The organism is Micromonospora sp. WMMB235, assembly GCF_001855515.1.
Lineage (GTDB): Bacteria > Actinomycetota > Actinomycetes > Mycobacteriales > Micromonosporaceae > Micromonospora > Micromonospora aurantiaca.
The window spans coordinates 5,376,620-5,403,462 of the sequence record NZ_MDRX01000001.1 but is presented as its reverse complement, the minus strand read 5'-3'; the positions used below and the strand labels follow the sequence as shown (position 1 = coordinate 5,403,462).

Sequence of the window (26,843 nt, the reverse complement as noted above, 5' to 3'; positions counted from 1 at the left end):
CTGCCGTGACCGCAGAGTTCGTCGCCGCCATCGACCAGGGCACCACGTCCTCGCGCTGCATCGTCTTCGACCGGGCCGGTGAGATCGTCGCCGTGGCCCAGCGCGAGCACCGGCAGATCTTCCCCCGGCCCGGCTGGGTGGAGCACGACGCCGAGGAGATCTGGACGAACGTCGAGCACGTGGTGCGCGAGGCGCTGGCCAGCGCCGACATCGGCACCGAGTCGCTGGCCGCGGTGGGCATCACCAACCAGCGCGAGACCACTGTGGTGTGGGACCGGGAGACCGGCCGTCCGGTGGCGAACGCCATCGTCTGGCAGGACACCCGCACCGGCCCGCTGCTGCGGGAGCTGACCGAGGCGTACGACGAGGAGCGGCTGCGGGCCCGCACCGGCCTGACCCCGGCCACCTACTTCGCCGGCCCGAAGCTGCGCTGGCTGCTCGACAACGTCGACGGGCTGCGCGAGCGGGCCGAGCGCGGCGAGGTGCTGTTCGGCACCATGGACAGCTGGCTGATCTGGAAGCTGACCGGCCGGCACGTCACCGACGTGACGAACGCCAGCCGCACCATGCTGATGGACCTGGAGACGCTCGACTGGGCCCCGGAGCTGCTCGACGCGCTGCGCGTCCCGGCCGCCGTGCTGCCGGAGATCCGCAGCTCGGCCGAGGTGTACGGCACCGCCCAGGGCGTGCTGGCCGGGGTGCCGGTGGCGAGCGCGCTCGGCGACCAGCAGGCGGCTCTGTTCGGGCAGACCTGTTTCCAGCCCGGCGAGGCCAAGTGCACCTACGGCACCGGCAGCTTCCTGCTGCTCAACACCGGCGCCAGCCCGGTGCCGTCGCGGCACGGCCTGCTCACCACCGTGGCGTACCGGATCGAGGGCCAGCCCGCCGTGTACGCGCTGGAGGGTGCCATCGCGGTCACCGGCTCGCTCGTGCAGTGGCTGCGCGACAACCTCGGCCTGATCTCCTCCGCCCCGCAGGTCGAGGAGCTGGCCCGCACCGTCGACGACAACGGCGGCTGCTACGTGGTGCCGGCCTTCTCCGGCCTGTTCGCCCCGCACTGGCGCAGCGACGCCCGGGGCGTGATCGCCGGGCTGACCGGCTACATCACCAAGGGGCACCTGGCCCGCGCGGTGCTGGAGGCGTCGGCCTTCCAGACCCGGGAGGTGGTGGACGCGATGAACGCCGACTCCGACGTGGCGCTGCGCCGGCTGCGGGTCGACGGCGGGATGACCGGCAACGAGCTGCTGATGCAGTTCCTCGCCGATGTGCTCGACGTGCCGGTCGTGCGGTCCCGGATCACCGAGACGACCTGCCTCGGCGCCGCGTACGCCGCCGGCCTGGCCGTCGGGTTCTGGCCGGACCTGGCCACGCTGCGCGAGAAGTGGCGATCGGACGCGCAGTGGGAGTCGACGATGGACCCGGCGCACCGGGAGCACGAGCTGCGCCAGTGGCGCAAGGCGGTGCGGCGCACGCTCGACTGGGTCGACTAGCCCGATCCTCCGACCCGGGTCGGTGAGCGTCGTCCCCTGCATGATCGCGTCCGCCCCGGACGTGGCCCGGCCCGCCAGGCCCCACGGAGGCGCCGGCCCTGCAGCGGTTCAGGATGCGACGGTCTGGGCAACGGCCACGAACCCGACGACGGCGGTGAGCAGCGTGACGACCTGCGCGAATCGACGGTGCCGGTTCAACATCCCCGAGATCCAGTGCGGCTCCCGCGACGTGCCGTCCTCACGGTCGGGCCGGGGTGGCACCAGAAGAATGGCCGCTGCGATCGGCAGGCCGAATCCCACGCCGTACGCGATGCCCTGCCACCAGGGCGCGACATTGAGCAGACCGAGAACGATCAAGGCCCATGTCGCGGCGGAGATCCGGAACGTCGTCACGGCCAGTCCGGTGTCCAGTCCCCAGATCAGCGCCCCCCTGGTGTTGCCGTAGCGGAAGACCAGGTTCTTCGGGGTCTGACGGCGGAAGGTGATCGGGCACATCGTGCGGCGACGGAACGACAGGACGTCCAGCACGATCAGCGCGCCGATGCACACCAGTGCTGCCGCCAGGCGTGCCTTCTCCGGAAGCAGGTACGTGCCGAGGGCCATGCCGACGAAGTTGGCGATGCCGAAGAGTGCGGTCGCTGAGACTAGGAATCCGGCACAGAGCGCCCCTGTCGGCAGTCCTGCGTCACGGAACCGGTGAGCGAGTGAGTTGCCCCCCTGCACCAGAGGGGTTCGAGGGGTGCCGCTGAGAGCCAGCGGACGCAACATCCCCACGAACGAAACGCCTCAAGGACTGAACAACTGGGCGAAGCCCGCGGTCATGGCCAGGACCACCATGGCCGGAACGACGAAATCAGACGGAGCGGTCATACATTCTCCGGCGCCACCGCAGCCTGCCGGGAGCCACCGACGTCACGTACCGAGGCGCGGACGAGTTCGAGTTGCCGGATCGAAGGAATGCTACTGGCGCGGGTCATCCGCCCATGCTCGATGACGACTGCGGCAGGCGTCAGCTTGAGCCCCAGTCCGGAGGCGATCTTGCCATCGCGGTCGATCAGAGTCCGCTCGGGATCCAGCCGGTAGCTCAGCGCGAGCTCGCCGGCGCCGTCCGCCCCCTGGCCGGGCTCGACGACCAGGAAGAGGTCGGGGTGGACGCTGCCGTCCAGCGAGGCGGCGATCGAGCGGCATGTGCCGCATCGGTCGGAGAGCAGAAGCACGACCCCCCGGACCGCGGTGTCCAGAGTCGCCGGCAGGCCGGCTCTGCTCGGCGTGCGGTCGGCCGGCAGATCGAGCGGGATCGGCCGGTCGACCAGACCGCTGTACTCCCGAAGTTGCTCGATGGTCCGGTACATCTCGACCTGCGAGCCGAGAAGCAGCAGGAGCAGCGTTCCCAGCAGCACGACGGCCACCGACAAAGCTATTGTCATCGAACCCCTTCAATCGTGTGGAGGCCGACGACAATGTCGGCCCGAGACTCCGCGGCCTCCTCGATGGCCGCCCGGTAGGCCGCGTCGTTCCGCCAGGCTCGAACGACCTTGACGGCGTGCAGCCCGGAGGAGGCGACGACGGCCAGGGCCAGGAGATTCAGACCCTGCGAAACGGACCACTGCGGCGGGGACAAGGTGAGCACAGCAGCCGCCGCCAGCCACAGCGGAAGAAGGATGATCTGCTTCCGGCCGAGAAGTCCGTCCGCGGCAGCGCCCAGACACGAACAGGCAACGGGCTGTTCGGCACGCAGACTCAGCGCGCCGGCTGCGGCGAAGGCCACGCCGAGAGCGGCCACGGCAACCGAGGGCCACGCCATCGCAGGAAACAGCATCAGGCCGACGGCCGTGCCGAGTTCTGCGACCGGCACCAGGACACGGAGGGGTGGAATCAGAACGTCCGGCACTCCCAGGCCGGCCAATGTCGAGCCGAACGAGGACTGCGCTCTGAGCTTCTCCACCCCACCGACGACGAACACGGCAGTCAGTGCAAAGGCAACAAGTGCCGAAAACAGAACCACGCGGTTACCCTCTTGCCTCGATCAGCAGCCGATGCCGTCATCCGCACCCGGCGCCGTCGTCCCACCAGATGGAGCAGTAGTAGACACCGCCCTGCCAGCAAGTACCGCTGTCCCTCTGGCATTCTCCGCAACCGATGATGCGCATGCCCGCCTGGCACCACCAGTACCTCTTGTAGCCCTTGCTGCAGGAGAACCTCTCGTCGCACCCACTGCACCTCGTGTTGCTGGCAAGTGAGCAGCAAGGCGACGCAAGGCCGGCTGCGGCGGGCCTGGAGGCCGCGAACACGCCGGACAGCCCGGCGACGATAGCGAGCCCTCCGCGGCCGAAGAACTTGAGGACGCCGCGGCGCCCGTCAGTCATCGGTTCGAGCCGACCAGAGCCAGATGATTGGACGGACGCAGTTGTATTTTGGGCAGGCGAAACCAACGTATCCATTGACAAGTCCTTGGGTGAGGCGGTCTAGGAATTCTTCGGAAGCGTCGCGAATGCAGACACCGGCTTCACACTCACGCATGAGAGTTCGCCGTTCACATCATTCTTGACGCAGAAGGCGATCGATTCCTCGGACGTCGCGCTTCGCGAGACCGTCGTTCCCGGATTCTGCAACCTGACCGTTCGCCCGGCGATTCGGGCGGATGACCCCGACGTGCCCTCCAGGTGGCCACGGATCGGCTCGACGAGCGGCATGACGGCTCCCGAGCCGGACTCGTCCAGCATGCCGGCGAGAATCACCCGGTCGCCCGGCTGGAGCTGCCAGCCGGCGGGGAAGCCGGTCACCGGTGCCACATGTCTGGCGACCACGGACCCGGAGGACGACAACACCTCCACCTCGGCCGCGCCGCCGGAGCTTCTGATCACCCTGGCGATGCGGGCTCGGCCAGGTGAGCTTGTCGGAGCTGCGGCATTAGCGGCGGTTACACCGACAGCCGCCGCGCCGGCGGCACCCGCCACCAGAGCCGCCGATCCAGAGATCAATGAACGTCGTGACAACCTGCCATGGCCGGCCATCTGCCTCCCCCGTCTTTTGTGGAGATGCCCTCCAACTCGCAGCCTGCCATCGACATGGCAACATGTCAATGCATCATTACGCTGCGCATCGAATCGGCAGGCGCTTCTGTCGCAGTTCGGGGAACCGTCGCAAATGGGTTTGACAGACGCCACCATTCGACTTGTTGCGCTGCACCCCCTGGGCACAGAGAACGGCACCGACCCGGGTCGCAGTTCGACCCGCACGTGAGGTCAGTCCCAGCTGTTGCCGGTCAGCTTCTCGTACACCTCGACGTAGCGGGTCCGGGTCGCCTCGATGACCTCGGCCGGCACCTCGGGGGCGGGCGGCTGCTTGTCCCAGCCGCTCGACGTGGCCCAGTCCCGCACGTACTGCTTGTCGTAGGAGAACTGGGCGCGGCCCGGCTGGTACGACTCGGCCGGCCAGAACCGGGACGAGTCGGAGGTGAGCACCTCGTCGCCGAGGACCAGCGTGCCGTCCGGCGCCCAGCCCAGCTCCAGCTTCGTATCGGCGATCAGGATGCCCCGCTCGGCGGCGATCTCCGCGCCGCGCCGGTAGACGTCGACGGTGATCTGCCGCAGCCGCTCGGCGACCTCCGGCCCGACCTTGTCCACCACCTGCTCGTACGTGATCGGCTCGTCGTGCTCGCCCTTCGGCGCCTTGGTCGACGGCGTGAAGATCGGCTCGGGCAGGATCGACGCCTCGACCAGGCCGCGGGGCAGCGGCACCCCGGAGACCGAGCCGGTGCGCTGGTATTCGGCGAAGCCGCCGCCGGTCAGGTAGCCCCGGGCCACGCACTCGACCGGCACCATGTCCAGCCGCCGGCAGCGGATCGCCCGGCCGGCGAACTCCGCCGGCACGTCCGTCGCGGAGATCACATGGTTCGGCACCAGGTCGGACAGCTGCTCGAACCACCACAGCGACAGCGCGGTGAGCAGGCGGCCCTTGTCCGGGATCGGGGTCGGCAGCACCACGTCGTAGATGGAGACGCGGTCCGTGGCGACCAGGATCAGGTCCTCGCCGTCGGCGTAGACGTCCCTGACCTTGCCCGAGTGCAGAAGTTCCACGGCGCTAGTACACCATGACCGCCGGGGGTCGCCCGGCGCGCCCACCGGGCCCGCCCGGCGTTGACACCCCGCCGGGGGCCGGTGAAATGATCCGTCCACCCCACCTTCGGAGAGACCTTTGCGCGCTCCGCAGTCCGTACCCCGTCCCGGGCTCGACCGGCGACGGTTCCTCGGCGCGCTCACCGGGCTGCCGATCGTCGGCGGGCTGCCGCTGCTCACCGGGTGCAGCCCGGAGGAGGTGGCCGCCGACGACGGCCCGATCGAGCTGTCCGTGTTCTGGTGGGGCGGCGCCCGCCGGGCCGCGGCCACGGAACAGGCGCTGCGGCTGTACTCGCAGCAGAACCCGCGGGTCAGCTTCCGGGTGACCTGGCAGGGGCTGGGCGGCTACTACGACCGGCTCGCCACCCAGGCCACCGGCGGGAACGCGCCGGACCTGTTCCAGATCGACGACACGTTGCTCGCCGAGTACGCGGGCCGGGACATCCTGCTCGACCTGACCCGGTACGTCGCCGACGATCGGCTCGACCTGCGCGAGGTGCCGGAGCAGCTGGCCCGCTACGGCCGGGTGGACGAGCGCACGGTGGGCGTACCGGCCGCGCAGACGAGCGCGGCGCTGGTGTTCAACCGCCGGCTGCTGCGCCGGCTGGGCCAGCCCGAGCCGCGTACCGGCATGTCCTGGAAGGAGTACGTGAGCTGGGCCGCGCGCGTCACGCGCGCCTCCGGCAACCGGGTGGCCGGCACCATGGACGCCTCCGGCGACTACCGGGCGTTCTGGCTCTGGCTGCGCGGCCAGGGCAGCGAGCTGTACCAGGGGCGGCAGCTCGGCTTCAGCTCCGCCGAACTGCTCGCCTGGTTCGAGTTCTGGGAGGTGGCGCGGTTCGACCGGGCCACACCGAGCGCCGCGCTGGTCGAGCAGGCCGACAGCGGCGAGCTGGCCCGCCAGCTCGTGGTCACCGGGCACACCGCAGCCTCCTTCGCCTGGTCGCACCAGCTGCCCGAGTTGCAGAGCCTGACCGACGACGAGCTGGGCGCTGTCGCCTTCCCGGGTACGCCCGCCGCCCAGTGGCCGCGCGCATCGATGTACTGGGCCGGTTTCCGGGGCACCCGCCACCCGGAGGCGGTGGTCGACGTGCTCGACTTCCTGACCACGAACGTGGCCGCCGGCCGGCTCCTCGGCGTCGAGCGCGGCCTGAACACCAGCAAGCAGGTGCGCTCGTTCGTCGGCGCGGAGGTGACCGGCCGGGCCGAGAAGCGCATGGCCGCGCTCGGCGCCGAGCTGGACGACCTGGCCGGCCCGTCACCCGCGCCGCCGCCGAAGGGGCACGCCGAGGTGCGCGAGCTGCTGATCGACGCGGCCGAGAGCATCCGCGGCAAGCGGGCCGGTGCCCGTACCGCCACCTCCCGCTTCATGGCGCAGGCGAACGCCGCCCTCGCCGAGTGACCCGCCCTGCCCCGCCCGGCGCGGGCGGGGCGGGCAGGGGTGTCAGCGCGGGGGGCGGTTGCGGCGGCCGCGGGTGAGCAGCACCACGAGCAGCACGATGCCGCCGACCACCACGAGGCAGCAGAGCAGGCCGAGGATGCCGAACCCGCCACGGGACCGCCGGCGCGCCGCCTCCACCACGATCTCGCCGGTGCCGGACGACGCCCAGGCCGCGACCGGTACGAAGACCGAGAGCACGACCGTACCGAGGACCGCGCCCAGGCGGCCCCACCACTTGTTCCATGCAGACATGTCCCCATCCTCGCCGAGGCCTGCAACCGGGGCACGGCGGACAGGGCGGATGTCTCCGGACACGTCGCGTCGTCGCCGCAGGCCGGGTGGCTTTACTCACGATTAGCCGTCCATTTGGACTGTTACGGTTTCCTGGTGACCTCCTCCCCGCCCTCGGTCCCCGCACCGGCCCTCGCCGGGAAGCGGGAATGGGCAGCCCTCGTGGTACTCGTCCTCGTGGTCCTTCTCCTGGCCGTCGACGGGACGGTCCTCTACCTCGCGGTCCCGTCACTGACCGAGGACATCGGGCCCACCGCCACGCAGATCCTGTGGATCGGGGACATCTACGCCTTCGTGCTCGCCGGGCTCCTGATCACGATGGGCAACCTGGCCGACCGGATCGGCCGCAAGCGCCTGCTGATGATCGGCACTGTGGGGTTCGGCTCGGCGTCCGTGCTGGCGGCCTTCGCCTCCACCCCGGAGGTGCTGATCGCGGCCCGTGCGCTTCTCGGCCTGGCCGGCGCCACATTGATGCCGTCGACGCTCTCCATCGTCCGGTCGATGTTCGCCGATCGCGCTCAGCGCGCCCGGGCCATCGCGCTCTGGTCGGCCGGGGCGACCGCCGGGGCCGCGCTCGGCCCGCTGGTGGGCGGCGCGCTGCTGGAGCGCTTCTGGTGGGGATCGGTCTTCCTGATCAACGTGCCGGTCATGGTGCTGGCGCTGGTGGCGGGACGGCTGCTCCTGCCGGAGTCGAAGGGCGAGGCGCCGGCGCGGATCGACGTGGGTTCCTCGGCGCTGTCCATCGTCACGATCGTCCCGCTGGTCTTCGCCCTCAAGCGTCTGTTCAGTGACGGCGTCGACGCCCTCACCGTGGCGGCCACCGCTGTCGGGCTGCTGGCCGGATGGTGGTTCGTGCGGCGGCAGAACCGGCTGGCGGTGCCGCTGCTCGACGTCTCGCTGTTCAAGGTGCCGGCGTTCTCGGGCGCGCTTGCAGCCAACGTGCTGGCCATCTTCGGGTTCCTGGGGCTGCTGTTCTTCTTCTCCCAGTACCTCCAGCTGGTTCGCGGCTTCGGCCCCCTGAAGGCCGGCGCCGCCGAGCTGCCCGGGACACTCGCCGCGGTGCTCGTCGTGGCACTGATCGGCGTCCTGCTGTCGCGGCTGGGGGCGGGCCGCGCGATCGGGCTGGGACTGCTTGTCGCCGCCGTCGGGCTCGCCGTCATGGGGACGAGCGTCGACCTCCGGAGCTACTGGGGCCTGGGCATCGGCCTCGCCGTCATCGGGCTCGGCATCGGTGTCGCCATGACGCTCTCGACGGACGCCGTCGTCGGCGCCGTCCCGGAGCGGCGCGCGGGCGCCGCGTCGGCGGTGGCCGAGACGGCGTACGAGCTGGGCGGCGCGCTCGGCATCGCCGTCCTCGGCTCGTTGCACGGGCTGCTCTACCGTTCGTCGCTGACGCTCCCCGCCGGGACCACCGCCGCCGATCGGGCGCTGGCGGAGGACTCCCTGGCCGCGGCCGTGTACGGGTCACCGGCGCCCGGCGTCGTGGCCGCTGCGCAGGACGCCTTCGCCCAGGCGATGCAGTCCGCCACCTTCGTCGCCGCCGTGATCCTGGTCGGCGCCTCGGTGGTGGCCTGGAAGGTCATCCCCTCCGAGCCCGTGGCTGCTGGGGGTGCTCGTGCCGGCCACTGACCGTCGTCCGATCCGCGATCGCGCACGCACCCGGCGGGCCGTGCTGGACGCCGCCGAACGGGTGGTCACCCGGCACGGCGCCAACGTCAGCCTGGCCGCCATCGCCCGGGAGGCGGGTGTCACCAAGAGCGGCCTGATGCACCACTTCCCGTCCCGTGAGGACCTGTTCGCCGCACTGGTCGAGCAGGTGATCACCCGATTCTGGGAGGAGGTGAACGCCCACGTCGACCCCGGCGACGACCGGCCCGGCGCCTTCACCCGCGGCTACGTGCGCGCCCTCACCGGGGACAGCGCGTACCTGGCGGAACTGAACAGCGCCACCGGCCTGCTCGCGCAACTCGGGATCGACAGCATGGAGCACGTGCTCGCGGTGGATCCCGAGGACCCGGCGCGCTGGAACCGCGCCTTCGAGGCCGACGGCCTGCCACCGGGCCGCGTCTGGGCCGTCCGGTACGCCGCGGAGGGACTCGCCATCGGCATCGGCACCGCCTATGTCACTGACGAGCAGCTCCGGCTGGCCCGCGCGGAACTGCTCGCCCTCACCGAGACGGCCCCGGAATGAGTGCAGGCCCGGAATCCGTGGATTCCGGGCCTGCACCTTGGTAGCGGGGACAGGATTTGAACCTGCGACCTCTGGGTTATGAGCCCAGCGAGCTACCGAGCTGCTCCACCCCGCGTCGGCTCACAAAGCTTATCGCACCCCGATCCTGGAGATCAGCCGGGTACCCGGATCCGCTGCCGACCGTTCCCGGGACGCCTCGGGCAGGAACGGCGAAGGGCCCCGGAGAGAACTCCGGGGCCCTTCGTCACGAGTAGCGGGGACAGGATTTGAACCTGCGACCTCTGGGTTATGAGCCCAGCGAGCTACCGAGCTGCTCCACCCCGCGTCGGCTCGACAACCGTAGCGCACCGACCCGGGCGGGCGCAAAACGGGTACTCAGTCCAGCCACCGCCGGATCGCCTCGACCGCCCGGCGGCTGTCCGCGTCGAACTGGGCGCGCTGGGTCGAGGTGCTCTCCCAGCCCTGTTCCCACAGCACCGTCACCACGTCGCCGGAGCGCACCGCGCGTACCAGGTGCACCTCGTCGCCGCCGCTCGGATCGCCGTTGGCGTCCCGGTACGGCGTCCGCGTCTCGAACAGCACCGACTCGTCGCCGTACCCGCTGTCGGGCAGCAGACGCTGCCGCACCGTCACCGGCGGCGTGCCCCGGGCGGGCTGCTCGGGGCACGCCCGTACCGCCCCGCGCAGCTCGGCCAGCGCCGCGCCGGCGCCGCCGGACCGGTAGATCGTGATGCTGTGCCGGTAGTTGCCGGACGGCACCTCGTCGGCCGGTGCGCCGGCCCGCCGGTACGGCAGCGACCGGGCCCGCTGCGCGACGACCCGCTCGTCGCCGGGCGTCGCGCCGCACAGCACCGGCAGGACCGGTCCCGGGCCGAAGTAGTTGCCGGTGCCGGCGTCGTTCGCGGCGGGCAGCACGAAGAACGCCCGGTCCGGGATCGTGGTCGGGGTCGCCGCGGCCGGAGGCGTGGTGGTCACGATCGGACTGCGCGAGCCGGAGGTACGGCCGACGGCCGGCGGCGGCGTGGTGGGCGACGGCGCGACCGAGGGCGCGGCGGCCGACGGCCGCGGGGTGGGCGTACCCGCGGGGGGTGGAACCGGGACGGGCCCCGGCCCGGCGGCGAGCACCAGCCGGCTTCCGGCCACCGTGCCGGCGACCAGCCCGGCGGCGGCCAGGACGGTGATCGCGGCGCGGCGCCGGGCCCAGCGGTCGGCGCTGCGGCGCAGCCGGTCCGGTGCCGGCAGCACCCGCTCGTCGGTGTCGGCGGCGAGGGACCGGTAGTAGCGGTGCAGTTCACGCGACATCGTTGACCTCCAGCTCCTCGGCGGCGACGCCGGGCAACAGCTCGGCCAGCCGGGCCCGTCCCCGGGACAGCCAGGACTTCACCGTGCCGGTGGGCACGCCGGCCTCCCGGGCGATCTCCTCCACCGGCAGGTCGAACAGGTAGTGCAGGGCGAGCGCCTGCCGGTGCCGGGGCGGGAGCTGCCGCAGCGCCGCGACCAGCAGCACGGTGTCCTCGCCGGGCGGTCCGACATCGGGTGGCGGGCCGGTGCGGCTGGCCGCGAGGCGCCACCCGCGCAGCCGCCGGAACCGGTCGGTCGCCAGCCGGCTGATCACCAGCCGCAGCCACGCCTCCGGCGCGGGATGGCCGGCGAGCTTCGCCCACTGCCGCCAGGCCCGGGCGTACGCCTCCTGCACGAGATCCTGGGCCTCGGCCGGGTCGCCGGCCACCGCGTAGCCGTACCGGACGGCCCGTCCCGACGTGCTGCGGTAGAAGTCGTCGAAGCTGTCCGCGTCCCGCATGTGCCCTCCCGCCCCCACACGTTCACCTGCACTGTTGACGGCGCGGCGGGGTGCGGGGTTGCGGCCGGGGAGTCCGCTTCACGACACGAGCCCGTGGCCCGGGTGACCGTTGCGGTCCCGGACCACGGGCTCGTGGTGTCAGCTCGGCGTCAGCCGCCCGGTGTCGGCGCGGGCGACGTCGGCGCCGGTGGCGAGACGCTGCCCGACGGCGCCGGGTTGCCCGAGCCGTTCGCCGCGGCCTGGGCCTGCTGGAACGCGCTCATCGCCTCGTCCAGCGCCTTCAGCGCACGCCCGTACCGCTCGAAGTCGCCGGACGTCTGCGCGGCCTTGACCTCGGCGATCGCGGTCTGCACCCGGGCGGCCGCCTGGGCCAGCTCCCCGCTCATCGGCGGCGGCGTGTTGTTGTTGTCGCCCCCGGTGGGCGGCGGCGTGGGGTTGTCGTCGGTGCTGGGCGGCGGGTTGTTGTTCGGCGCCCGCTTGCCCTGCTCGACGAGCTGTTTGATGCCGTCGCTGAGGTTGTTGGCGAGCACCACGTACGAGCCGCCGTCACCGTAGGAGAGCAGCACCTTCTGCAACAGCGGGTACGCGTCCTGGCTGCTGCTCTTCACGTACACCGGCTCGACGTAGAGCATGCCGTCGGCGAACGGCAGCGAGAGCAGGTTGCCGTACTGCACCTGCGCCTGGTTGGACGAGAGCAGGTTGAGCTGCTGCCGGATGTCACCGTTGTTGGTCATCTGCTGGTGCACCTGCGTCGGCCCGGAGATCCGGGTCTGGTCCGGCAGCTCCAGCACCTCCAGCTTCGGCTGCCCGTCGACGTACGACCCGGAGACCAGCGCGGCGAGGTTCTGCCGCCCGTTCGGGGTGACCGCCGAGGTCAGCTGGAAGCGTGGACCGTCCTGCCCGGGGAACTGGGTGAACAGGTAGTACGGCGGCTGCTTCTGCCCGCTGTCCGGCGCGTCCGGCACGTTCGGCACCTGCCAGAAGTCCTGGCCGGAGTAGAAGTCGCCGGGGTCGGTGACGTGGAACTTGGTCAGCAGGTTGCGCTGCACCTTGAACAGGTCGGCCGGGTAGCGGAAGTGCTCGGCCAGCTCGGCCGGGATGTCGCCCTTGGGCAGCACCAGGTCGCCGCCGAACGCCTTGTTCCACGCCTTGAGCACCGGGTCGGTGTCGTCGTACGAGTAGAGCTTGACCGTGCCGTCGTACGCGTCGACAGTCGCCTTCACCGAGTTGCGGATGTAGTTGACGTTCTCCCGGGCGAGCTGGAACGTGCCCCGGCCGGTCAGCTCGTCGGCGGTCTCGGCCTGGAGGTTGACCCGCTCGGCGTACGGGTAGGTCGCGGCCGTGGTGTAGCCGTCGATGATCCACAGGACGCGCCCGTCGACCACCGCCGGGTACGGGTCGCCGTCGAGCGTGAGGAACGGCGCGACCTTCTCCACCCGGTCGCGCGGGTTACGCACGTACAGCAGCTTCGAGTTCTCGTTGACCGCCTCGGAGAGCAGGAAGTTCGACTCCTGCTCCTTGATCGCGTAGAGCAGCCGGCGCGGGAACGAGCCGATCTTGACGCCGCCCTCACCGGTGTAGGTGTAGTACTGCTCGCCGCCGGTGGAGGTGGGCCGGTCGAACTCGACGTTGCGCTCGCCGGTCTGCCCGACGATCGCGTAGTCGTCCGGCTCCATCCGCTCGCCGTAGTAGATCCGCGGCTGCTGGGCCGGGATCTCCTCGGCCGGCGCGGAGCACGCCTCCTGTGCCTTGTCGCCGAGGAAGCCGGAGACGAAGTACGGCTGGCCGCCGCAGACCACCTGGTTCGCCGGGGCGGCCACCAGGCCGTACCCGTGGGTGTAGACGGTGTGGCGGTTGATCCAGTTGCTCTGCTGGTCGGTCAGCTCGCCGTAGTTGATCTCACGGACGCCGACCACGTAGTCGGAGGTCTTGTCCTTGACCGAGTACCTGTCGATGTCCAGCTTCGAGCCGAAGTCGTAGAAGCCGCGGACCTGCTGGAGCTGCGTGTACGTCTCGGAGACCAGCTGCGGGTCGAGCAGCCGGATGTTCGACACCACTGACGTGTCGGTGGCCAGGCTGGCGGGTGGAACGAGGTTGCTGGCCGCGTACGGTGTGGTCTTCGTGCCGTCGAGGCTGAACGCGGTGCGGGTGGCCTTGATGCTGCGTTCGATGTACGGCGCCTCCTTGTCCCGGGCGCTCGGCTTGACCTCGAACGTCTGCACGGCCCACGGGTAGATGCCGCCGATCGCCACCGCGGAGACGCCCAGCAGGGCCAGCGAGATGCCCGGCCAGACCAGGTTCCGCATGACGGCGTTGGAGAACACGATGATCGCCAGCGCCACCAGGACGGAGATCCAGGCGAGGATCTCCTTCGCCGGGAGCAGCGCGTTCACGTCGGCGTAGCCGGCGCCGTAGAGCTTGGCGCCCTCGTTGTACTCCAGCAGCATGGCCCGCCGGTCCAGCACGTAGGCGACGGCCTTGAGCAGCACGAACACGGCTACCAGCGTGCTGAGGTGGGCGCGGGCGGCGTTCGTCATCCGGTCGCCGACGCCCTGGAGGCGCACGCCGCCGAAGATGTAGTGCACCGCCAGCGCGCCGAGCAGCGACAGCACCACGACTGTGAAGCCGACGCCGAGCAGGTAGCGCCAGAACGGGAGCTGGAAGACGTAGAAGCCGACGTCGACGCCGAACTCCGGGTCCTTCACGCCGAAGTCGCCGCCGTTGCGGAACAGCAGCCACTGACCCCAGCGGCTCTGCGCGGAGAGGCCGGCGAACAGCCCGACGACGGCGGCGGCGAGCGCGATCCAGGTGCCGAGCCGCGGGCTCAGCAGCATCCGGTAGCGCTCCAGCGTGGCCTGCTCGGCCGAGTGCGGACGCATCTTGGGCCGCAGCCGGTGGGCCAGCCAGAGGTTGCCGCCGACGAGCAGCGCCATGCCGACGCCGACCACGAGGAACAGCAGCAGGCGGGTGGCGAGCACGCCGGTGAAGACCTGGGTGTAGCGGACCTCGTCGAACCAGAGCCAGTCGGTCCAGGCGTTGACGCCCCACCCGAGGAGGGTGAACAAGATGAACACCCCGATCAGGACACCGATGGTGACGCGTCCGCGCCGGCTCATCCTCGGTAAGGGACTGCTACGCATGACCACTGTTGGCTCCGCACGCTCGATGTGATCGGCTCCGACCAGGCACCAAGAGTACGGGGTGTTCCTGAGCACGTCGGGTCAAGGTCACGTCACGATCCGCCCGCCGGCCGCCGCCCGGCCCGCCTCAGCAGCGCGTCGGCTGTCCCCCGGCGCGCAGCGTCTCGAGTGCCTTCAATGCCTCACCCAGCGTGGCGACCCTCAGCAGCGGCAGTCCCGGCTGCGGGTTGCGGACCGCCTCGGCGCAGTTGTCGGCGGGCACCAGGAACGCCTTCGCGCCCGCGTCCTTGGCGCCGACCAGCTTCTGCGCGATGCCGCCGATCGGACCGACGCGACCCTCGTCGTCGATGGTGCCGGTACCGGCGATGATCTTCCCGCCGGTGAGGTCGGCCGGCTCCAGCTTGTCGATGATGCCGAGCGAGAACATCAGCCCGGCGCTCGGCCCGCCGATGTCACCCAGGTCGATCTTCAGGGTGAACGGGTGCGGCTGCTGCTGGTCGATCTCCACACCGATGCGCGGGCGGCCGTCCTGCTCTCGGCTGGTCACCGTCGCCGTACCCGGTGTGTCACCCCGGGTGTAGCCGATCTTCAGCGCGGTGCCCGCGGGCTTCGCCCGGATCAGCTCGGTGAGCTTGGCCGCGCTCGTCACCGGCACCCCGTCGACCGACGTGACCACGTCGTCGGGGCGCAGCACGTCGACCGACGGGCCGCCCGGCGTGACCGCCTTGACCAGCACCTTGATCGGGTAACCCAGCTCGCGCAGCGCCGCCGTCTCGGCGCTGGTCTGCGAGTTCTGGAAGTCCTCCGCGTTGCGCTTCTCGACCTCTTCCTGCGACTCCCCCGGCGGATAGACCAGCTCCCGCGGCACCACCGCCTCGTCCGAGGAGAACCATCCGGCCAGCGCCGACCGCAGCCGCACGGTCGGCTGCACACCGACAGTGGTGAGCCGGAGCTGACCGGCGGAGGTGGACGTCGCGCGGCCGGTCACCTGGATGACCTCCTTGCCGTCCTCACTGCCCAGCGTGTTCACCGTCGGACCGGGGCCGAGCACCACGTACGGCAGCGGCACGCTCAGCACGCCGACGCTGAGCAGGGCGGTGAGCAGGGCACCGAGGAGGACGGTCACGCCGCGACGTCTCATGGGCCAGAGCGTACCGATCCGTACCGTGCCATCCGGCGCGGTGACCGGCGGACTTCGCCCTCAGCGCAACGCCGAGTGGCACGACCTGCGGCGGGCCCCGCGTACCGTAGACGTCGTGCCTGATATTCCGTTCGGCTTCGCGCTCCCGGGTGGTCAACCACCGGACCCCAACGATCCCGCGGCGATGCAGCAGTTCATGTCGCAGTTGCAGCACCTGCTCTCGGCGCCGGGCAGCGGGCCGGTCAACTGGGACCTCGCCCGGCAGGTAGCCGCCAGCCAGCTCGCCGCCGCCGGCGACCCGGCGGTGTCGCCGTTCGAACGCAACGCGGTCGAGGAGGCGCTGCGCATCGCCGACCTCTGGCTGGAGCCGGCGACCTCGTGGCCCTCCGGCATCCGCACCTCGGTCGCCTGGAACCGCAACGAGTGGATCTTCAAGACGCTCGACGTGTGGCGCAAGCTCTGCGACCCGGTGGCCAGCCGGATGGTCGGCGCGATGGGCGACCTGGTGCCGCCGGAGGCCCGCGCCCAGCTCGGCCCGATGCAGTCGATGGTCGCCACGCTCGGCGGCGCCCTCTTCGGCGGCCAGCTCGGCCAGGCGCTCGGCTCGCTCGCCGCCGAGGTGCTCTCCGCCGGTGACATCGGCCTGCCGCTCGGCCCCGCCGGCACCGCCGCGCTCGTCCCCGCCAACATCAAGGTGTACGGCGAGGGCCTGGAGCTGCCCGAGGACGAGGTACGCCTCTACGTGGCCCTGCGCGAGGCCGCCCACCAGCGGTTGTTCCAGCACGTGCCGTGGCTGCGCGGGCACGTGCTGACGGCGGTGGAGAACTACGCCGCGGGCATCCGGGTCAACCGGGAGGCGATCGAGGAGGCGATGGGCCGGGTCGACCCGACCGACCCGGAGTCGATGCAGGCGATCGCCCTGGAGGGCATCTTCACGCCCGAGGACACGCCCGCGCAGAAGGCGTCGCTGGCCCGGCTGGAGACCGTGCTCGCCCTGGTCGAGGGCTGGGTCTGCCACGTCGTCGACAGCGCCGCCGGTGACCGCCTCCCCAACGTCGTACGCCTCGGCGAGGCGTTCCGCCGCCGCCGCGCCGCGGGTGGCCCGGCCGAGCAGACGTTCGCCGCGCTGGTCGGCCTCGAACTGCGGCCCCGCCGCCTGCGTGAGGCGACGGTGCTGTGGGCGGCGCTGACCGAGCACCGCGGCATCGCCGGCCGGGACGCGGTCTGGGGCCACCCGGACCTGCTGCCCTCCGACGACGACTTCGCCGCCCCGGAGGCGTTCGCCACGACGAGCACCGACCTCGACGACGAACTGGCGAACTTCGACTTCTCCGCCCCCGGCGCCCCGGAGGAGAAGTCCCCGGGCGAGGACGACGACAAGCACTGACACGTACGCGAGCGGGGCCCGCACGGTTCACCGTGCGGGCCCCGTCCGCGTTCCCGCCCCCGCCCCGCCCTCGCCGCGCCCCGCCCATCTCACCGTCGATCTTGGACTTGTGGCGCCCAGGATGTCCCGAGTGCGGCTTCTGTGAGGTGCCACAACTCCAAGATCGGCGAATCGGCGGCAGGGCGGCCATGCGGGCAGCGCGGTGCGGGCAGGGCGGGCGCGGAGGCGGCGGGGTGGCGGAAGGTCTAGACGGGGCGGCCGGACAGCAGGGCGCGCGTCGCCTCCCAGCCCTCGACGGCCGGATCGAGTGCGGCCAGGTCAGCCGGGCCGCGCATCCGGTGCCAGCCGGCGGTGACCGCCACGTCGCCCGGGCTCGGTGCCGCCCGTCGCACCTCGGCCGGCGCGGTGGTGTCCAGGTCCAGCGCCGGCAGCCACGCCGGTACGGGCAGTCGCGCCGCCACTCCCAGCAGCCCGGTTCCGCTCCCCTCGACCGGGGCCACCGCCACCGGCCGGGTGGTGAGCGGCCGGAGCAGCTTGCCGAGCGTCAGACCGGGCACGTCCGGCGCGTCCGCCGCCACCACTGCCACCTGGTCGTAGCCGGCCGCCCCGCCATCGCGGGCCGCCCGGTCACCGGCCAGCGCCGCGAACACCGCGTTCGGCGTGGGCTCGGGCACCTCGTACACCTGGGTGCCGGGCCAGACCACGGCGTCGGCCAGCCATCGGTCCCGGCTGGTGACCGCCACCGCGGTCTCCACCTCGTTCAACGTGGCGAGCAGGTCCACCACGTCCTCGGCGAGCGCGGTACGCCATCGCGCCGGATCGATTCCGGGCGGCGTCCAGGTCACCGGGCCGAGCAGCGCCACCACCACACGTCGCGACATTCGCCGACCTTAACCCCCGCCCCACCCGCGTCCGTTCACGATCATGAGGTTGGCGGTGACGAAGCGGACGAAACGCCAGACCAACTTCATGATCGACCGCGATGGGCGGTGGTCAGGGGATGGCGGCGGTGGCGGCCACGCCCTCCAGGTAGCCGCGGGCGCGCTCCGACCTCGGGTAGCGGGCGACCAGCGCCCAGAAGTCGGCGTTGTGGCTGGGCACGATGAGGTGCGCCAGCTCGTGCAGCAGCACGTAGTCGATCACCCAGTCGGGCATGTCCTGGACCCGGTGCGAGATCCGGATGGTGCGGTCGGCGGGCGTACAGGAGCCCCAGCGGCCGTTCTGGTTGGTCACCCAGCGGACGCTGGCCGGCGCGGCAGCCGACCCGTGTTCGGGCAGGTAGAGGTCGATCAGTCGGGTGGCGCGGGCGAGCAGTTCGGCATCCGAGCGGGCCAGCCGGCCCTCGCGGGCGGCGAGCCGGGCGAGCATCCGGTCGACCCACTCGCTCTCCTCGGCCCGGGAGAACTGGTCGGGGATCAGCACGACGACGCGCTCACCGTCCCGGTACGCGGACACCGTGCGCCGCCGACGCTGGCTGCGCCGCACCTCGACGACGGGCTTCCGCGTCACGGCCATTACCGGTCCGCGCAGCCTCGGTTGACTGTCACGATGGAAAGCTAATGCGTACTGACCAGGACTCCGCAAGAGTCAACACGACGACACGCGCCCGGAAAGTGGCGGTTGATTGTCAGGAGTCCGGAAAAAATTCTTTGCGACGGTAGCTGACCATCACCTGACCGGCTCTGTTCACGTTAAGTGATCTACGACGGGTGACTGTCGGAGGGCCGCGCGAAGCGGATCTGGGTGCATTCATCCGGCGTGTCCGCGCGAAACTGACTTATCCGACGTTACTCGGCATGCACACTCTCGACGTCGACTTGCTCACAGAGTCGGCGTACAGCTGACATGGAACCGCCCAGACCTGGGTAGGGTCCGCCAACCACGGTCAGGTGACTGACCGCGGAGAACCCCCGGCGCCGGTGCCACGCGTGGGCCGCCGCAGGGAGACCCGCCGGGACACCTCCGGCGGACGAGACGAGGAGGCTACCGTGGCCGACCAGGCCCAGACCTACAACGGTTACTGCGTGAAGTGCAAGGAGAAGCGGGACTTCGAGGGGCACGTGGAGGTCTCGAAGACCGGCATGAACATGGCCAAGGGCAAGTGCCCGGTGTGCGGCACAACAGTGAACCGCATCCTGGGCAAGGCCAAGGTCTGACCCGTACGGCAGAAACGGAGGAGGACGGCCGTCGGCCGTCCTCCTCCGTCGTGTAGCCGACACAGTTACCGGCTGGTTGTGGAAAACCGGCGAGATCCTGTGGACAACGCTGGCCACGGCTCGCCGCACCTGTGGACAACGAGCGACGGAGCGCGTGGAGACGGTCACGATCAGTGGCGTGACCGATCCGACACCGCTCGTCCGTCCCGTCCTGCTGCCCGGCCTGACCCGGCTCTGGCGCGACCGGCACACGCTCCAGCTGGGCGAGCCGCCCGGCCGCGCGGTGCTGCTGGAGATGTCCTCGCCGGGAACGGCCCGCCTGCTCGACCTGCTCGACGGCACCCGCAGCGAACGCGCCGTGCTGGCCGGGGCGGGCGCCGCGCGAGTCCCGCCTGACGAGGCACGTGCCCTGCTCGACACGCTCCGGGACGCCGGGCTGGTGGTGCCGGCACAGGCACTGCTCCCCCGCGAGCTGGCCGGAGCGGCCCGGGCCCGGCTGGCCGCCGAGGCTGCCGCACTGGCGCTCGCGTCGCCCGACCTGCCCGGCACACCGGCCCGGCTGCTGCGCCGCCGCCGTGCCGCCCGGGTGCTGGTCACCGGTACGGGACGCCTCGGCGCAGCGGTCGCCGTCGCGCTGGCCCAGGCCGGGGTCGGGCACGTCGTACCCGATCTGGCCGGCCCGGTCGGCGCGGGTGACCTGGTCGGGACCGGCCTGACCGCCGCGGAGCTGGGCCGTCCGCTGGCCCCGGCGGTACGCGCGGCGCTGGAACGATGCGCGCCCGGAACTGTCACCGGCCCGTCCCGGGCGGCCCGGCCGGACCTGGTGGTGCAGCTCGGCGTCGACCGTCCGGCCGAGCTGCTGGCCACCGGGTACGCCCGCCGGCGTCAGCCCCATCTGCTGCTCGACCTGCGCGGCGGCGTACCGGTGGTCGGTCCGCTGGTCCGCCCGCCCGCCGGTCCCTGCCTGCGCTGCCTCGACCTGCACCGCGGCGACCGGGATCCGGACTGGCCCGCGCTCGCCGCCCAGCTCGCCGCCGACCGGGGTGCGCGGGCCTGCGCCGCCGCCACCGGGCTCGCCGCGGCGGCCTTCGCCACGGCCGAGGTGCTGGCCCAGCTCGACGGCGCCCAGCCGGAGACGCTCGGCGGCGCGGTGGAGGTCCGGGGTCCGGGTCGCGTCCGCTACCGACGGTGGCCCCCACACCCCTCCTGCGGTTGCTGCCGGCGTCGCCCGATCCGGTCGGCCCCGGCCACTACCCGCCGCACGGCAGCAGCGGAGGCCCCGCGTCGGTAACAATGGCCGGGTGACCGACATCCCGCGCCGGGCCGTGTCCCGCACCGCCAAACTCGCCGCCCTGCCGCTCGGGTTCGCCGGTCGAACCGTCCTCGGCATGGGCAAGCGGGTGACCGGCCTCGCGTCCGACGTCATCTCCGCCGAAATCCAGCAGCGCACCGCCGAGCAGTTGTTCAGCGTGCTCGGGCAGCTCAAGGGCGGGGCGATGAAGTTCGGCCAGGCCCTGTCGGTGTTCGAGGCGGCGCTGCCCGAGGAGGTCGCCGCGCCCTACCGGCAGGCGCTGACCAAGCTCCAGGAGGCTGCGCCGCCGCTGCCTGCGGCGACAGTGCACAAGGTGCTCGCCGAGCAGCTCGGCCCGGACTGGCGCGACCGGTTCGTCGAGTTCGACGACACCCCGGCCGCCGCGGCGAGCATCGGCCAGGTGCACCGCGCGGTCTGGCGCGACCCGGGGTACGGGCCGAACGGCGGCCCCCAGCACCGGGACGTGGCCGTGAAGATCCAGTACCCGGGGGCGGGTGACGCCCTGCTCGCCGACCTCAAGCAGCTCTCCCGGCTCGGCGGCATGTTCCGGGCCATCCAGCCGGGGCTGGACGTGAAGCCGCTCCTGGCCGAGCTGCGCGAGCGCATCACCGAGGAGCTGGACTACGAGCTGGAGGCGGAGTCGCAGCGGGCGTTCGCCGCCGCGTACGCCGACGACCCGGACATCTTCATCCCGGAGGTGCTCGACGCCGCGCCGCGGGTGCTGATCACCGAGTGGGTGGAAGGCATTCCGCTGTCCCAGATCATCCGGGAGGGCACCGAGGAGCAGCGGAACGAGGCCGGCCGACTGATGGCCGAGCTGCACCTGTCCGCGCCGGAGCGGGCCGGGCTGCTGCACGCCGACCCGCACCCGGGCAACTTCCGGCTGCTCCCGGACGGCCGGCTCGGCGTGATCGACTTCGGAGCGGTGGCCCGGATGCCGCAGGGCACGCCCGAGCCGATCGGCCGGATCGCAGCACTGGCGCTGCGCGGGGACGCCGACGCGGTGGTGGAAGGGCTGCGCGCCGAGGGCTTCGTCAGCCGCACCGAGTCGATCGACGCCCCGGCGGTGCTCGACTTCCTGCGTCCGATGCTGGAGCCGATCGCCGCGGAGGAGTTCCGCTTCACCCGGGCCTGGCTGCGCGGCGAGGCGACCCGGCTGGCCAGCCCTCGCTCCCCCGCCTACCAGCTCAGCCGGCAGCTCAACCTGCCCCCGTCGTACCTGATGATCCACCGGGTCACGCTGGGTTCGATCGGGGTGCTCTGCCAGTTGGAGGCGAAGGCGTCCTACCGGTCGATCCTGGAACGCTGGCTACCAGGCTTCGCGCCGGTGGTCTGAGCAAGCCGACCAGAGGCGGGCCAGCGAGCGCGCGGTCGGCGAGCGGGCACGGCGAAGGGGCGGTGACCTGTCGGTCACCGCCCCTTCCTCACGCGATCGTTCTACAGAACGCCCAGGTCGCGGGCCGACTGGCTGCGACCCCGCATGGCGACGGTACGGGCGGAACGGGTTGCCTCAGTGCTCGTGGTGGTGCGACCGGCCTGAGGCCGGCGCATTCGGGCCCTGGACAACGCTTCGTGGAGTAGTTGCATCTCGAATCCGTTCGGCAGGTTCAGCATCAGGGTTTCTCTCTCAAGTCGGCCGGTGGAGGGACACCGGCATCGGTCGGTTTCGGAACGTAGGTTTGTCAGGCTGCCAGCCGGACGGAGCTACGCGACTCGGACAGCCCGCTGGCCGCCAGTCGCGCCTCCGCCTCGACCCGGAGCTGCGCGTCACGGGCGAGGTCCTCCTTGCGCGGACGGCCACGGGGCCGCTTGCGCGGGACGACCGCGCCACGCTCGAAGATCTCGCCGCCCCAGACGCCCCAGGGCTCGGCTCGCTCCACCGCCCCGGCCAGGCACTCGACGCGCAGCGGGCAGTCCCCGCAGAGCGACTTGGCCAGCTCGAGCTCGGCGGGCGAGTCGGAGAACCACAGGTCGGGGTCGAACTTCCGGCAGGGCAGGTTCGCCTCCACGTCGACGCTCACGTCGAGGGGGGCCAACGCCAGACTCATCCTCCGGTCACCTCTCTCTCACTTCGATCTCGTGGATCGCATTCCGACGTACTTCGGCGGGACAAAAAAAACTGAGGCCGCGGATCCCGGTATGCGGGTTCCGCGGCCTCGAGGTGAGCCGGTGGTCTGATGGATCAGACCGGTCTACCTCGAGGTGGAACACCGCGGACATCCGTGCGCTTCTTGGCGCCATCGATGCCCTTGCCCGCGAAGCCACTGGTCCCCTCGACTCCGGCGATCGGCGCAACGGTCAGGTTCAGCTCGGCCTGAACCGGGACCTGGTGCACCTGCGGAGCCGACGGTCGAGCGGCGAGGGCCACCCGGACAGCCGACAGCGGAGCGACGGCAGACGGCATCGCCGCAAGACGCTCATAGGTGAAGATCTTCATTGGTGCCACCTCCCTACTCTCCTCGTGCCGACCGTGGACTCATCCCCTTTGAGCAGCCAGAACGGCGCCGCTCGCGAGGTGTGTCATGAGGCTATTCCTAGCCCTCGGGGGAGGGCAAACGATTTACGGCTAGTTTTCAGAAGTTTTCTGTGGGCAGACCTCGTCCACCGTGGCGCCCGCCACCAGGGCGAGCACCGTATCCCCGTAAAGCCCGACTTTTCGGGGCCCGATCCCGGCGATCGCCACCAGTTCCTCGGTGCGGCCGGGCTTCCGCTCGGCCAGCGCGGTGAGCGTGGCGTCGGTGAAGACCACGTACGCCGGCACCTTCTGCGCGCCCGCCACCCGCTGCCGCCACTCGCGCAGCCGCTCGTACAACTCCTCGTCGATGTCCGACGGGCAGGTCGGGCAGCGGCCCAGTTTGCGGTCCGCGCCGGCGAGCAGCGTGGCACCGCAGATCCGGCACGAGACCACCTGCGGCCGGCGCCGCTCGGCCCGCCGCGCCGGCCCGCCGCCGCCGGCCCGCTCCCCGCCGCCGGACCGGTCGAGCTGCGGCAGGAACCGCGAGGGCCGCCGGGCCCGCCCACCCGGCGAGCGCGCGGTGGCGTACGACAGCCAGAGCCACTCCCGGGCCCGGGTGATCCCGACGTAGAGCAGCCGCCGTTCCTCCTCGACCTGCTCCATGGTCTTCGCGTACGTGGTGGGCAGCGTTCCCTCGGCCAGCCCGACCAGGAACACCGCGTCCCACTCCAGCCCTTTCGCCGAGTGCAGCGACGCGAGCGTCACCCCCTCGACTGTGGGCACGTGCTGCTGGGCGGCCCGCCGGGCGAGTTCCTCGGTGAACCCGGTCAGGCCCGGTTCCTCCTCGGCCTGCGCCGCGTACTCCTCGGCGAGCTGGACCAGCGCGGCGAGCGCCTCCCACCGCTCCCGTGCGGCGCCGCCGGGCGGGGGCGCGTCGGGCGCCCAGCCGACGGCGGTGAGCGCCTCGACCACGGCGGCCGGCAGCGGGGTTCCCGCGTCGGCCGACCGGGTGGCGGCGCGCAACGCGATCATCGCCTGGCGCACCTCGGGCCGCTCGAAGAACCGCTCCGCACCCTGGAGCACGTACGGCACCCCGGCCTCGGAGAGCGCCTTCTCGTACGCCTCGGACTGCGCGTTGGTGCGGAACAGCACCGCGATCTCCCGCGCCGGGGTGCCGCCCGCCACGAGCGCCCGGCAGCGGGCCGCGACCGCGTTCGCCTCGGCCGGCTCGTCGGTGAAGATCCGCAGTTCCGGTTCCGGGCCGGGCCGGCGCTGGCCGTGCAGCTCCAGCCGTAGCCGCGCCTCGGTGCCCCGGGCCTGCGAGATCACCGCGTTGGCGAGCCCGACCACCTGCGGGGTGGAGCGGTAGTCGCGGACCAGCCGGACGACTGTCGCGCCGCGGTGCAGGCGGGGGAAGTCGACCAGGTACGACGAGGTGGCGCCGGTGAACGAGTAGATGGTCTGGCTGGCGTCGCCGACCACTGTGAGGTCGTCCCGGCCGCCCAGCCACGCCTCCAGCAGCCGCTGCTGGAGCGGGTTGACGTCCTGGTACTCGTCGACCACGAAGTGCCGGTACTGGTTGCGCACCTGCTCGGCCACGTCCGGGTGCTCCTCGATGCCCCAGACCGCGGCGCGCAGCATGTCCTCGAAGTCGATCACCCCGTTGCCGCGCTTGAGCCGCTCGTACGCGTCGAACACGTCGGCCACCCGGGCCGGCTCGTACGGCGTCTCGCGCAGCGCCTTGGCCGCGGCGACGACGTACTCCCCGGGCTCGACCAGCGACGACTTGGCCCACTCGATCTCGGCGGACAGGTCCCGCGCGGCGGCCCGGTCGGCGCGCAGGCCGACCTTGGCGGCGGCGAGCGTGACCACCCGCACCTTGCTGTCCAGCAGCTCCGGCATGGCCCGGCCGGCCAGCAGCCGGGGCGCGAAGTAGCGGACCTGCCGCAGCGCCGCGGCGTGGAACGTGCGCGCCTGCACACCCTGCACCCCGAGCACGCCGAGACGGCTGCGCATCTCGGCGGCGGCGCGGGCGGTGAACGTGACCGCCAGCACATGCCGGCCGGCGATGTCCCCGGTCAGCGCCCGGTACGCGATTCGCGAGGTCACCGCCCGGGTCTTGCCGGTGCCGGCGCCGGCCAGGATGCAGACCGGACCGGCCGGAGCGGTCACCGCGGACCGCTGCTCCGGATCCAGCCCGGCCAGCACCCGTTCCGCCGCTGAGTGAACGCCCACAGCAGGGAATCATCCCAGCATCGTGTGACGTTGCAGCGGTTAGCCTGGCCTGATCGGACCGGGCGCGAGCCACCCCTTGGAGGACCAGACCATGCTGACGATGTATTCCACCCCGTGGTGCGGCTACTGCCACCGGCTGAAGTCGCAGCTCGACCGGGAGGGCATCGCGTACGAGGTGGTCGACATCGAGCAGGACCCGACGGCCGCGGACTTCGTGATGGGCGTCAACGGCGGTAACCAGACCGTCCCGACGCTGCGCTTCGCCGACGGCAGCGCCCTGACCAACCCTTCGATCACCCAGGTCAAGCAGCACCTGGCCGCGCTGCCCGGCTGATCCGCCCGCGACGCCACGAGCGGCCGCACCCGATCCGGGTGCGGCCGCTCGCCGTCGTTCAGGAACCACCGCGGCTGAGCACCCCGTCGTCGGCCGGCTTCCGGGGCGCCGGGATCCCCACCGGTCCGGCGACCGGCATGGTCAGCCCGCGCCCCCGCCACAGGTAGAGGCCGGCCGCCGTGGTGACCGCACCGACGAGTGCGAACAGCAGCCGGTAGTCGAACACGCCGACGAGCAGCGCGCCGGTGCCGATGGAGAGCGCCTGCGGGCCGCTGACCAGCGCCTCGGACGCGGCGGTGACCCGCCCCAGCAGCCGCGGCGGCGTCCGCCGCTGGATCAGCGTGTTCAACCCCACCATGGTCAGCGGCAGCGAGAGGCCGGCCAGCAGCAGCGCCACCACCCCGAGCCACAACCGGGGGTACGCGAGCGCCAGCGCGGCCGGCCCGAAGAACGTCACGCCCGCGGCGAGCGCGCCGACCTCGCCGAACCGGCGGACCACGGCGGCCGAGAACAGGCCGCCGACCAGCCCGCCGACGCCCTGCACCATGACCAGCACGCCGACGAACGCGGCGTCGCGGTGCAGGCCCAGATCGACGTACGCGAAGATCAGCGACTCGGTGAAGCCCATCACCAGCGAGCCGAGCCCGTACCCGAGCAGCGCCCGGCGCAGCGCCGGCTCGCCGGTCAGGTGCCGCAGCCCCGCGCCCAGTTCGGACGGCCCGCGCCGACCCGGCCGCGACGGCGTGCTCTCCTCCACGCGCAGCCGCCCGACCACCGCCGCCGCGACGAGGAAGCCGGTCATGGCCAGCAGGACCAGCAGCCAGCCGCCGACTGCGGCGTAGACACCGGCCCCGGCCAGCGGCCCGATCAGCCGCAGACCCTGCCGGACGGTCTGGAGCAGCCCGTTCGCGTCGGCGAGCAGATCGGGCGGAACCAGATGCCGGATCAGTCCGTTGAGCACGGCGGTGAGGGTGATGTACGAGAGTCCGTAGAGCGCGGCGACCACGTAGATCACCCAGACGTCGGACCGGTCCCGGACCGTGAGCAGCGGACCGAGCAGCACTGCCGCGACCAGGTTGGCGGCGATGAAGAACTGACGCCTCCGGTAGCGGTCGACCACCCAGCCGACCAGCGGGGCGAGCGTCATCGGCGCGATGACCGCGAAGATGGTCGCCCCGGCCATGCTGTCCGAACCGGTCAGATCCTTGACCCAGACGGCCAGGGCGAGCAGCAGGACCGACTCCGCCGCCATGCTCGCGACGAGCGCGGCGAACAGGAGACGGAAGTCGGGGCGGCGCAGGACGGTGCGCATCGGTTCCCTCCGGCAGGGGTGCGCCACCAGGGCGCGTCG

The 26,843-nt window shown here is 71.9% G+C and carries 25 protein-coding genes and 2 tRNA genes; 9 read left to right on the top strand and 18 right to left on the bottom strand.

Annotated features, from left to right (window positions below):
• Positions 1-5 precede the first annotated feature (5 nt).
• Complete coding sequence (gene glpK, locus BFV98_RS24000) at positions 6-1,490, top strand: glycerol kinase GlpK (protein WP_218128567.1); 1,485 nt, start codon at positions 6-8, stop codon at positions 1,488-1,490.
• Positions 1,491-1,598: 108 nt separating this feature from the next.
• Here glpK and BFV98_RS23995 read toward each other — a convergent pair whose 3' ends face one another.
• From BFV98_RS23995 to BFV98_RS23970, 5 genes are all read right to left on the bottom strand, one after another.
• A complete protein-coding gene (locus tag BFV98_RS23995) occupies positions 1,599-2,093 on the bottom strand; it encodes a hypothetical protein (RefSeq protein ID WP_071097851.1) in 495 nt (164 codons plus the stop codon).
• Positions 2,094-2,356: 263 nt separating this feature from the next.
• Complete coding sequence (locus BFV98_RS23990) at positions 2,357-2,899, bottom strand: hypothetical protein (RefSeq protein WP_198039684.1); 543 nt, start codon at positions 2,897-2,899, stop codon at positions 2,357-2,359.
• A gap of 14 nt (positions 2,900-2,913) precedes the next feature.
• Positions 2,914-3,495: a MauE/DoxX family redox-associated membrane protein gene (locus BFV98_RS23985; RefSeq protein ID WP_047892761.1), complete on the bottom strand. Its 582-nt coding sequence runs from the start codon at positions 3,493-3,495 to the stop codon at positions 2,914-2,916.
• 460 nt (positions 3,496-3,955) lie between these two features.
• The gene (locus tag BFV98_RS32345) at positions 3,956-4,273 is read right to left on the bottom strand and encodes a hypothetical protein (RefSeq protein WP_157551531.1); all 318 of its coding nucleotides are present in this window, start codon (positions 4,271-4,273) and stop codon (positions 3,956-3,958) included.
• 462 nt (positions 4,274-4,735) lie between these two features.
• A complete protein-coding gene (locus BFV98_RS23970; protein ID WP_030273884.1) occupies positions 4,736-5,569 on the bottom strand; it encodes a phosphoribosylaminoimidazolesuccinocarboxamide synthase in 834 nt (277 codons plus the stop codon).
• Positions 5,570-5,687: 118 nt separating this feature from the next.
• Here BFV98_RS23970 and BFV98_RS23965 point away from each other — a divergent pair, with 118 nt between their 5' ends.
• On the top strand, positions 5,688-7,010 hold the full coding sequence (locus BFV98_RS23965; RefSeq protein WP_013288391.1) for an ABC transporter substrate-binding protein: 1,323 nt from the start codon (positions 5,688-5,690) through the stop codon (positions 7,008-7,010).
• Between the two features lie 42 nt (positions 7,011-7,052).
• On the opposite strand, the gene BFV98_RS23960 is transcribed toward BFV98_RS23965, so the two are convergent.
• Positions 7,053-7,301 carry a hypothetical protein gene (locus tag BFV98_RS23960; protein ID WP_013288392.1) on the bottom strand — a complete coding sequence of 83 codons (249 nt, stop codon included), beginning with the start codon at positions 7,299-7,301 and terminating at the stop codon, positions 7,053-7,055.
• Between the two features lie 135 nt (positions 7,302-7,436).
• Here BFV98_RS23960 and BFV98_RS23955 point away from each other — a divergent pair, with 135 nt between their 5' ends.
• Positions 7,437-8,969 carry an MFS transporter gene (locus BFV98_RS23955; protein ID WP_071097850.1) on the top strand — a complete coding sequence of 511 codons (1,533 nt, stop codon included), beginning with the start codon at positions 7,437-7,439 and terminating at the stop codon, positions 8,967-8,969.
• A 40-nt stretch (positions 8,970-9,009) separates the two neighbouring features.
• Complete coding sequence (locus BFV98_RS23950; RefSeq protein ID WP_255368217.1) at positions 9,010-9,531, top strand: TetR/AcrR family transcriptional regulator; 522 nt, start codon at positions 9,010-9,012, stop codon at positions 9,529-9,531.
• Positions 9,532-9,569: 38 nt separating this feature from the next.
• Here BFV98_RS23950 and BFV98_RS23945 read toward each other — a convergent pair.
• The 6 genes from BFV98_RS23945 to BFV98_RS23920 form a co-directional block, all read right to left on the bottom strand.
• Positions 9,570-9,646, bottom strand: a tRNA-Met gene (locus BFV98_RS23945).
• A gap of 136 nt (positions 9,647-9,782) precedes the next feature.
• Positions 9,783-9,856: transfer RNA gene (locus BFV98_RS23940), tRNA-Met, on the bottom strand.
• Between the two features lie 50 nt (positions 9,857-9,906).
• Positions 9,907-10,833, bottom strand: coding sequence for a hypothetical protein (locus BFV98_RS23935; protein WP_013475253.1), 927 nt, complete (start codon positions 10,831-10,833; stop codon positions 9,907-9,909).
• Positions 10,823-11,332 (bottom strand): RNA polymerase sigma factor, encoded by a 510-nt coding sequence (locus BFV98_RS23930; RefSeq protein WP_013288396.1) that lies wholly within the window; start codon positions 11,330-11,332, stop codon positions 10,823-10,825. Before BFV98_RS23930 ends, BFV98_RS23935 begins: the two co-directional genes overlap by 11 nt.
• A gap of 149 nt (positions 11,333-11,481) precedes the next feature.
• Positions 11,482-14,472 carry a UPF0182 family protein gene (locus BFV98_RS23925; protein WP_225319643.1) on the bottom strand — a complete coding sequence of 997 codons (2,991 nt, stop codon included), beginning with the start codon at positions 14,470-14,472 and terminating at the stop codon, positions 11,482-11,484.
• 127 nt (positions 14,473-14,599) lie between these two features.
• Entirely contained in the window at positions 14,600-15,613 is a 1,014-nt protein-coding gene (locus BFV98_RS23920) for a PDZ domain-containing protein (protein ID WP_176921720.1), read from the bottom strand.
• Positions 15,614-15,728: 115 nt separating this feature from the next.
• Here BFV98_RS23920 and BFV98_RS23915 point away from each other — a divergent pair, with 115 nt between their 5' ends.
• Positions 15,729-17,000: a zinc-dependent metalloprotease gene (locus BFV98_RS23915; RefSeq protein ID WP_082171395.1), complete on the top strand. Its 1,272-nt coding sequence runs from the start codon at positions 15,729-15,731 to the stop codon at positions 16,998-17,000.
• A 245-nt stretch (positions 17,001-17,245) separates the two neighbouring features.
• Here BFV98_RS23915 and BFV98_RS23910 read toward each other — a convergent pair whose 3' ends face one another.
• A complete protein-coding gene (locus tag BFV98_RS23910; protein WP_071097847.1) occupies positions 17,246-17,881 on the bottom strand; it encodes a hypothetical protein in 636 nt (211 codons plus the stop codon).
• Between the two features lie 112 nt (positions 17,882-17,993).
• Entirely contained in the window at positions 17,994-18,515 is a 522-nt protein-coding gene (locus BFV98_RS23905) for a M48 family metallopeptidase (RefSeq protein ID WP_013288401.1), read from the bottom strand.
• Positions 18,516-18,988: 473 nt separating this feature from the next.
• Here BFV98_RS23905 and BFV98_RS32005 point away from each other — a divergent pair, with 473 nt between their 5' ends.
• The 3 genes from BFV98_RS32005 (at position 18,989) to BFV98_RS23895 (ending at position 21,804) form a co-directional block, all read left to right on the top strand.
• Entirely contained in the window at positions 18,989-19,156 is a 168-nt protein-coding gene (locus BFV98_RS32005) for a DUF5679 domain-containing protein (RefSeq protein WP_007464795.1), read from the top strand.
• A gap of 178 nt (positions 19,157-19,334) precedes the next feature.
• The gene (locus tag BFV98_RS23900) at positions 19,335-20,447 is read left to right on the top strand and encodes a hypothetical protein (RefSeq protein ID WP_143025352.1); all 1,113 of its coding nucleotides are present in this window, start codon (positions 19,335-19,337) and stop codon (positions 20,445-20,447) included.
• 10 nt (positions 20,448-20,457) lie between these two features.
• A complete protein-coding gene (locus BFV98_RS23895; RefSeq protein WP_013288403.1) occupies positions 20,458-21,804 on the top strand; it encodes an AarF/ABC1/UbiB kinase family protein in 1,347 nt (448 codons plus the stop codon).
• 346 nt (positions 21,805-22,150) lie between these two features.
• On the opposite strand, the gene BFV98_RS23890 is transcribed toward BFV98_RS23895, so the two are convergent.
• From BFV98_RS23890 to BFV98_RS23885, 3 genes are all read right to left on the bottom strand, one after another.
• Positions 22,151-22,516, bottom strand: a complete 366-nt coding sequence (locus tag BFV98_RS23890; RefSeq protein WP_013288404.1) for a WhiB family transcriptional regulator — start codon at positions 22,514-22,516, stop codon at positions 22,151-22,153.
• A gap of 134 nt (positions 22,517-22,650) precedes the next feature.
• On the bottom strand, positions 22,651-22,905 hold the full coding sequence (locus BFV98_RS31595) for a hypothetical protein (protein WP_013288405.1): 255 nt from the start codon (positions 22,903-22,905) through the stop codon (positions 22,651-22,653).
• A 129-nt stretch (positions 22,906-23,034) separates the two neighbouring features.
• Complete coding sequence (locus tag BFV98_RS23885; protein WP_013288406.1) at positions 23,035-25,158, bottom strand: ATP-dependent DNA helicase UvrD2; 2,124 nt, start codon at positions 25,156-25,158, stop codon at positions 23,035-23,037.
• A gap of 91 nt (positions 25,159-25,249) precedes the next feature.
• Between BFV98_RS23885 and BFV98_RS23880 the strand changes: the two genes are divergently transcribed.
• Entirely contained in the window at positions 25,250-25,492 is a 243-nt protein-coding gene (locus BFV98_RS23880) for a mycoredoxin (protein ID WP_013288407.1), read from the top strand.
• A gap of 58 nt (positions 25,493-25,550) precedes the next feature.
• On the opposite strand, the gene BFV98_RS23875 is transcribed toward BFV98_RS23880, so the two are convergent.
• A complete protein-coding gene (locus BFV98_RS23875; RefSeq protein WP_071097844.1) occupies positions 25,551-26,804 on the bottom strand; it encodes an MFS transporter in 1,254 nt (417 codons plus the stop codon).
• Positions 26,805-26,843 lie beyond the last annotated feature (39 nt).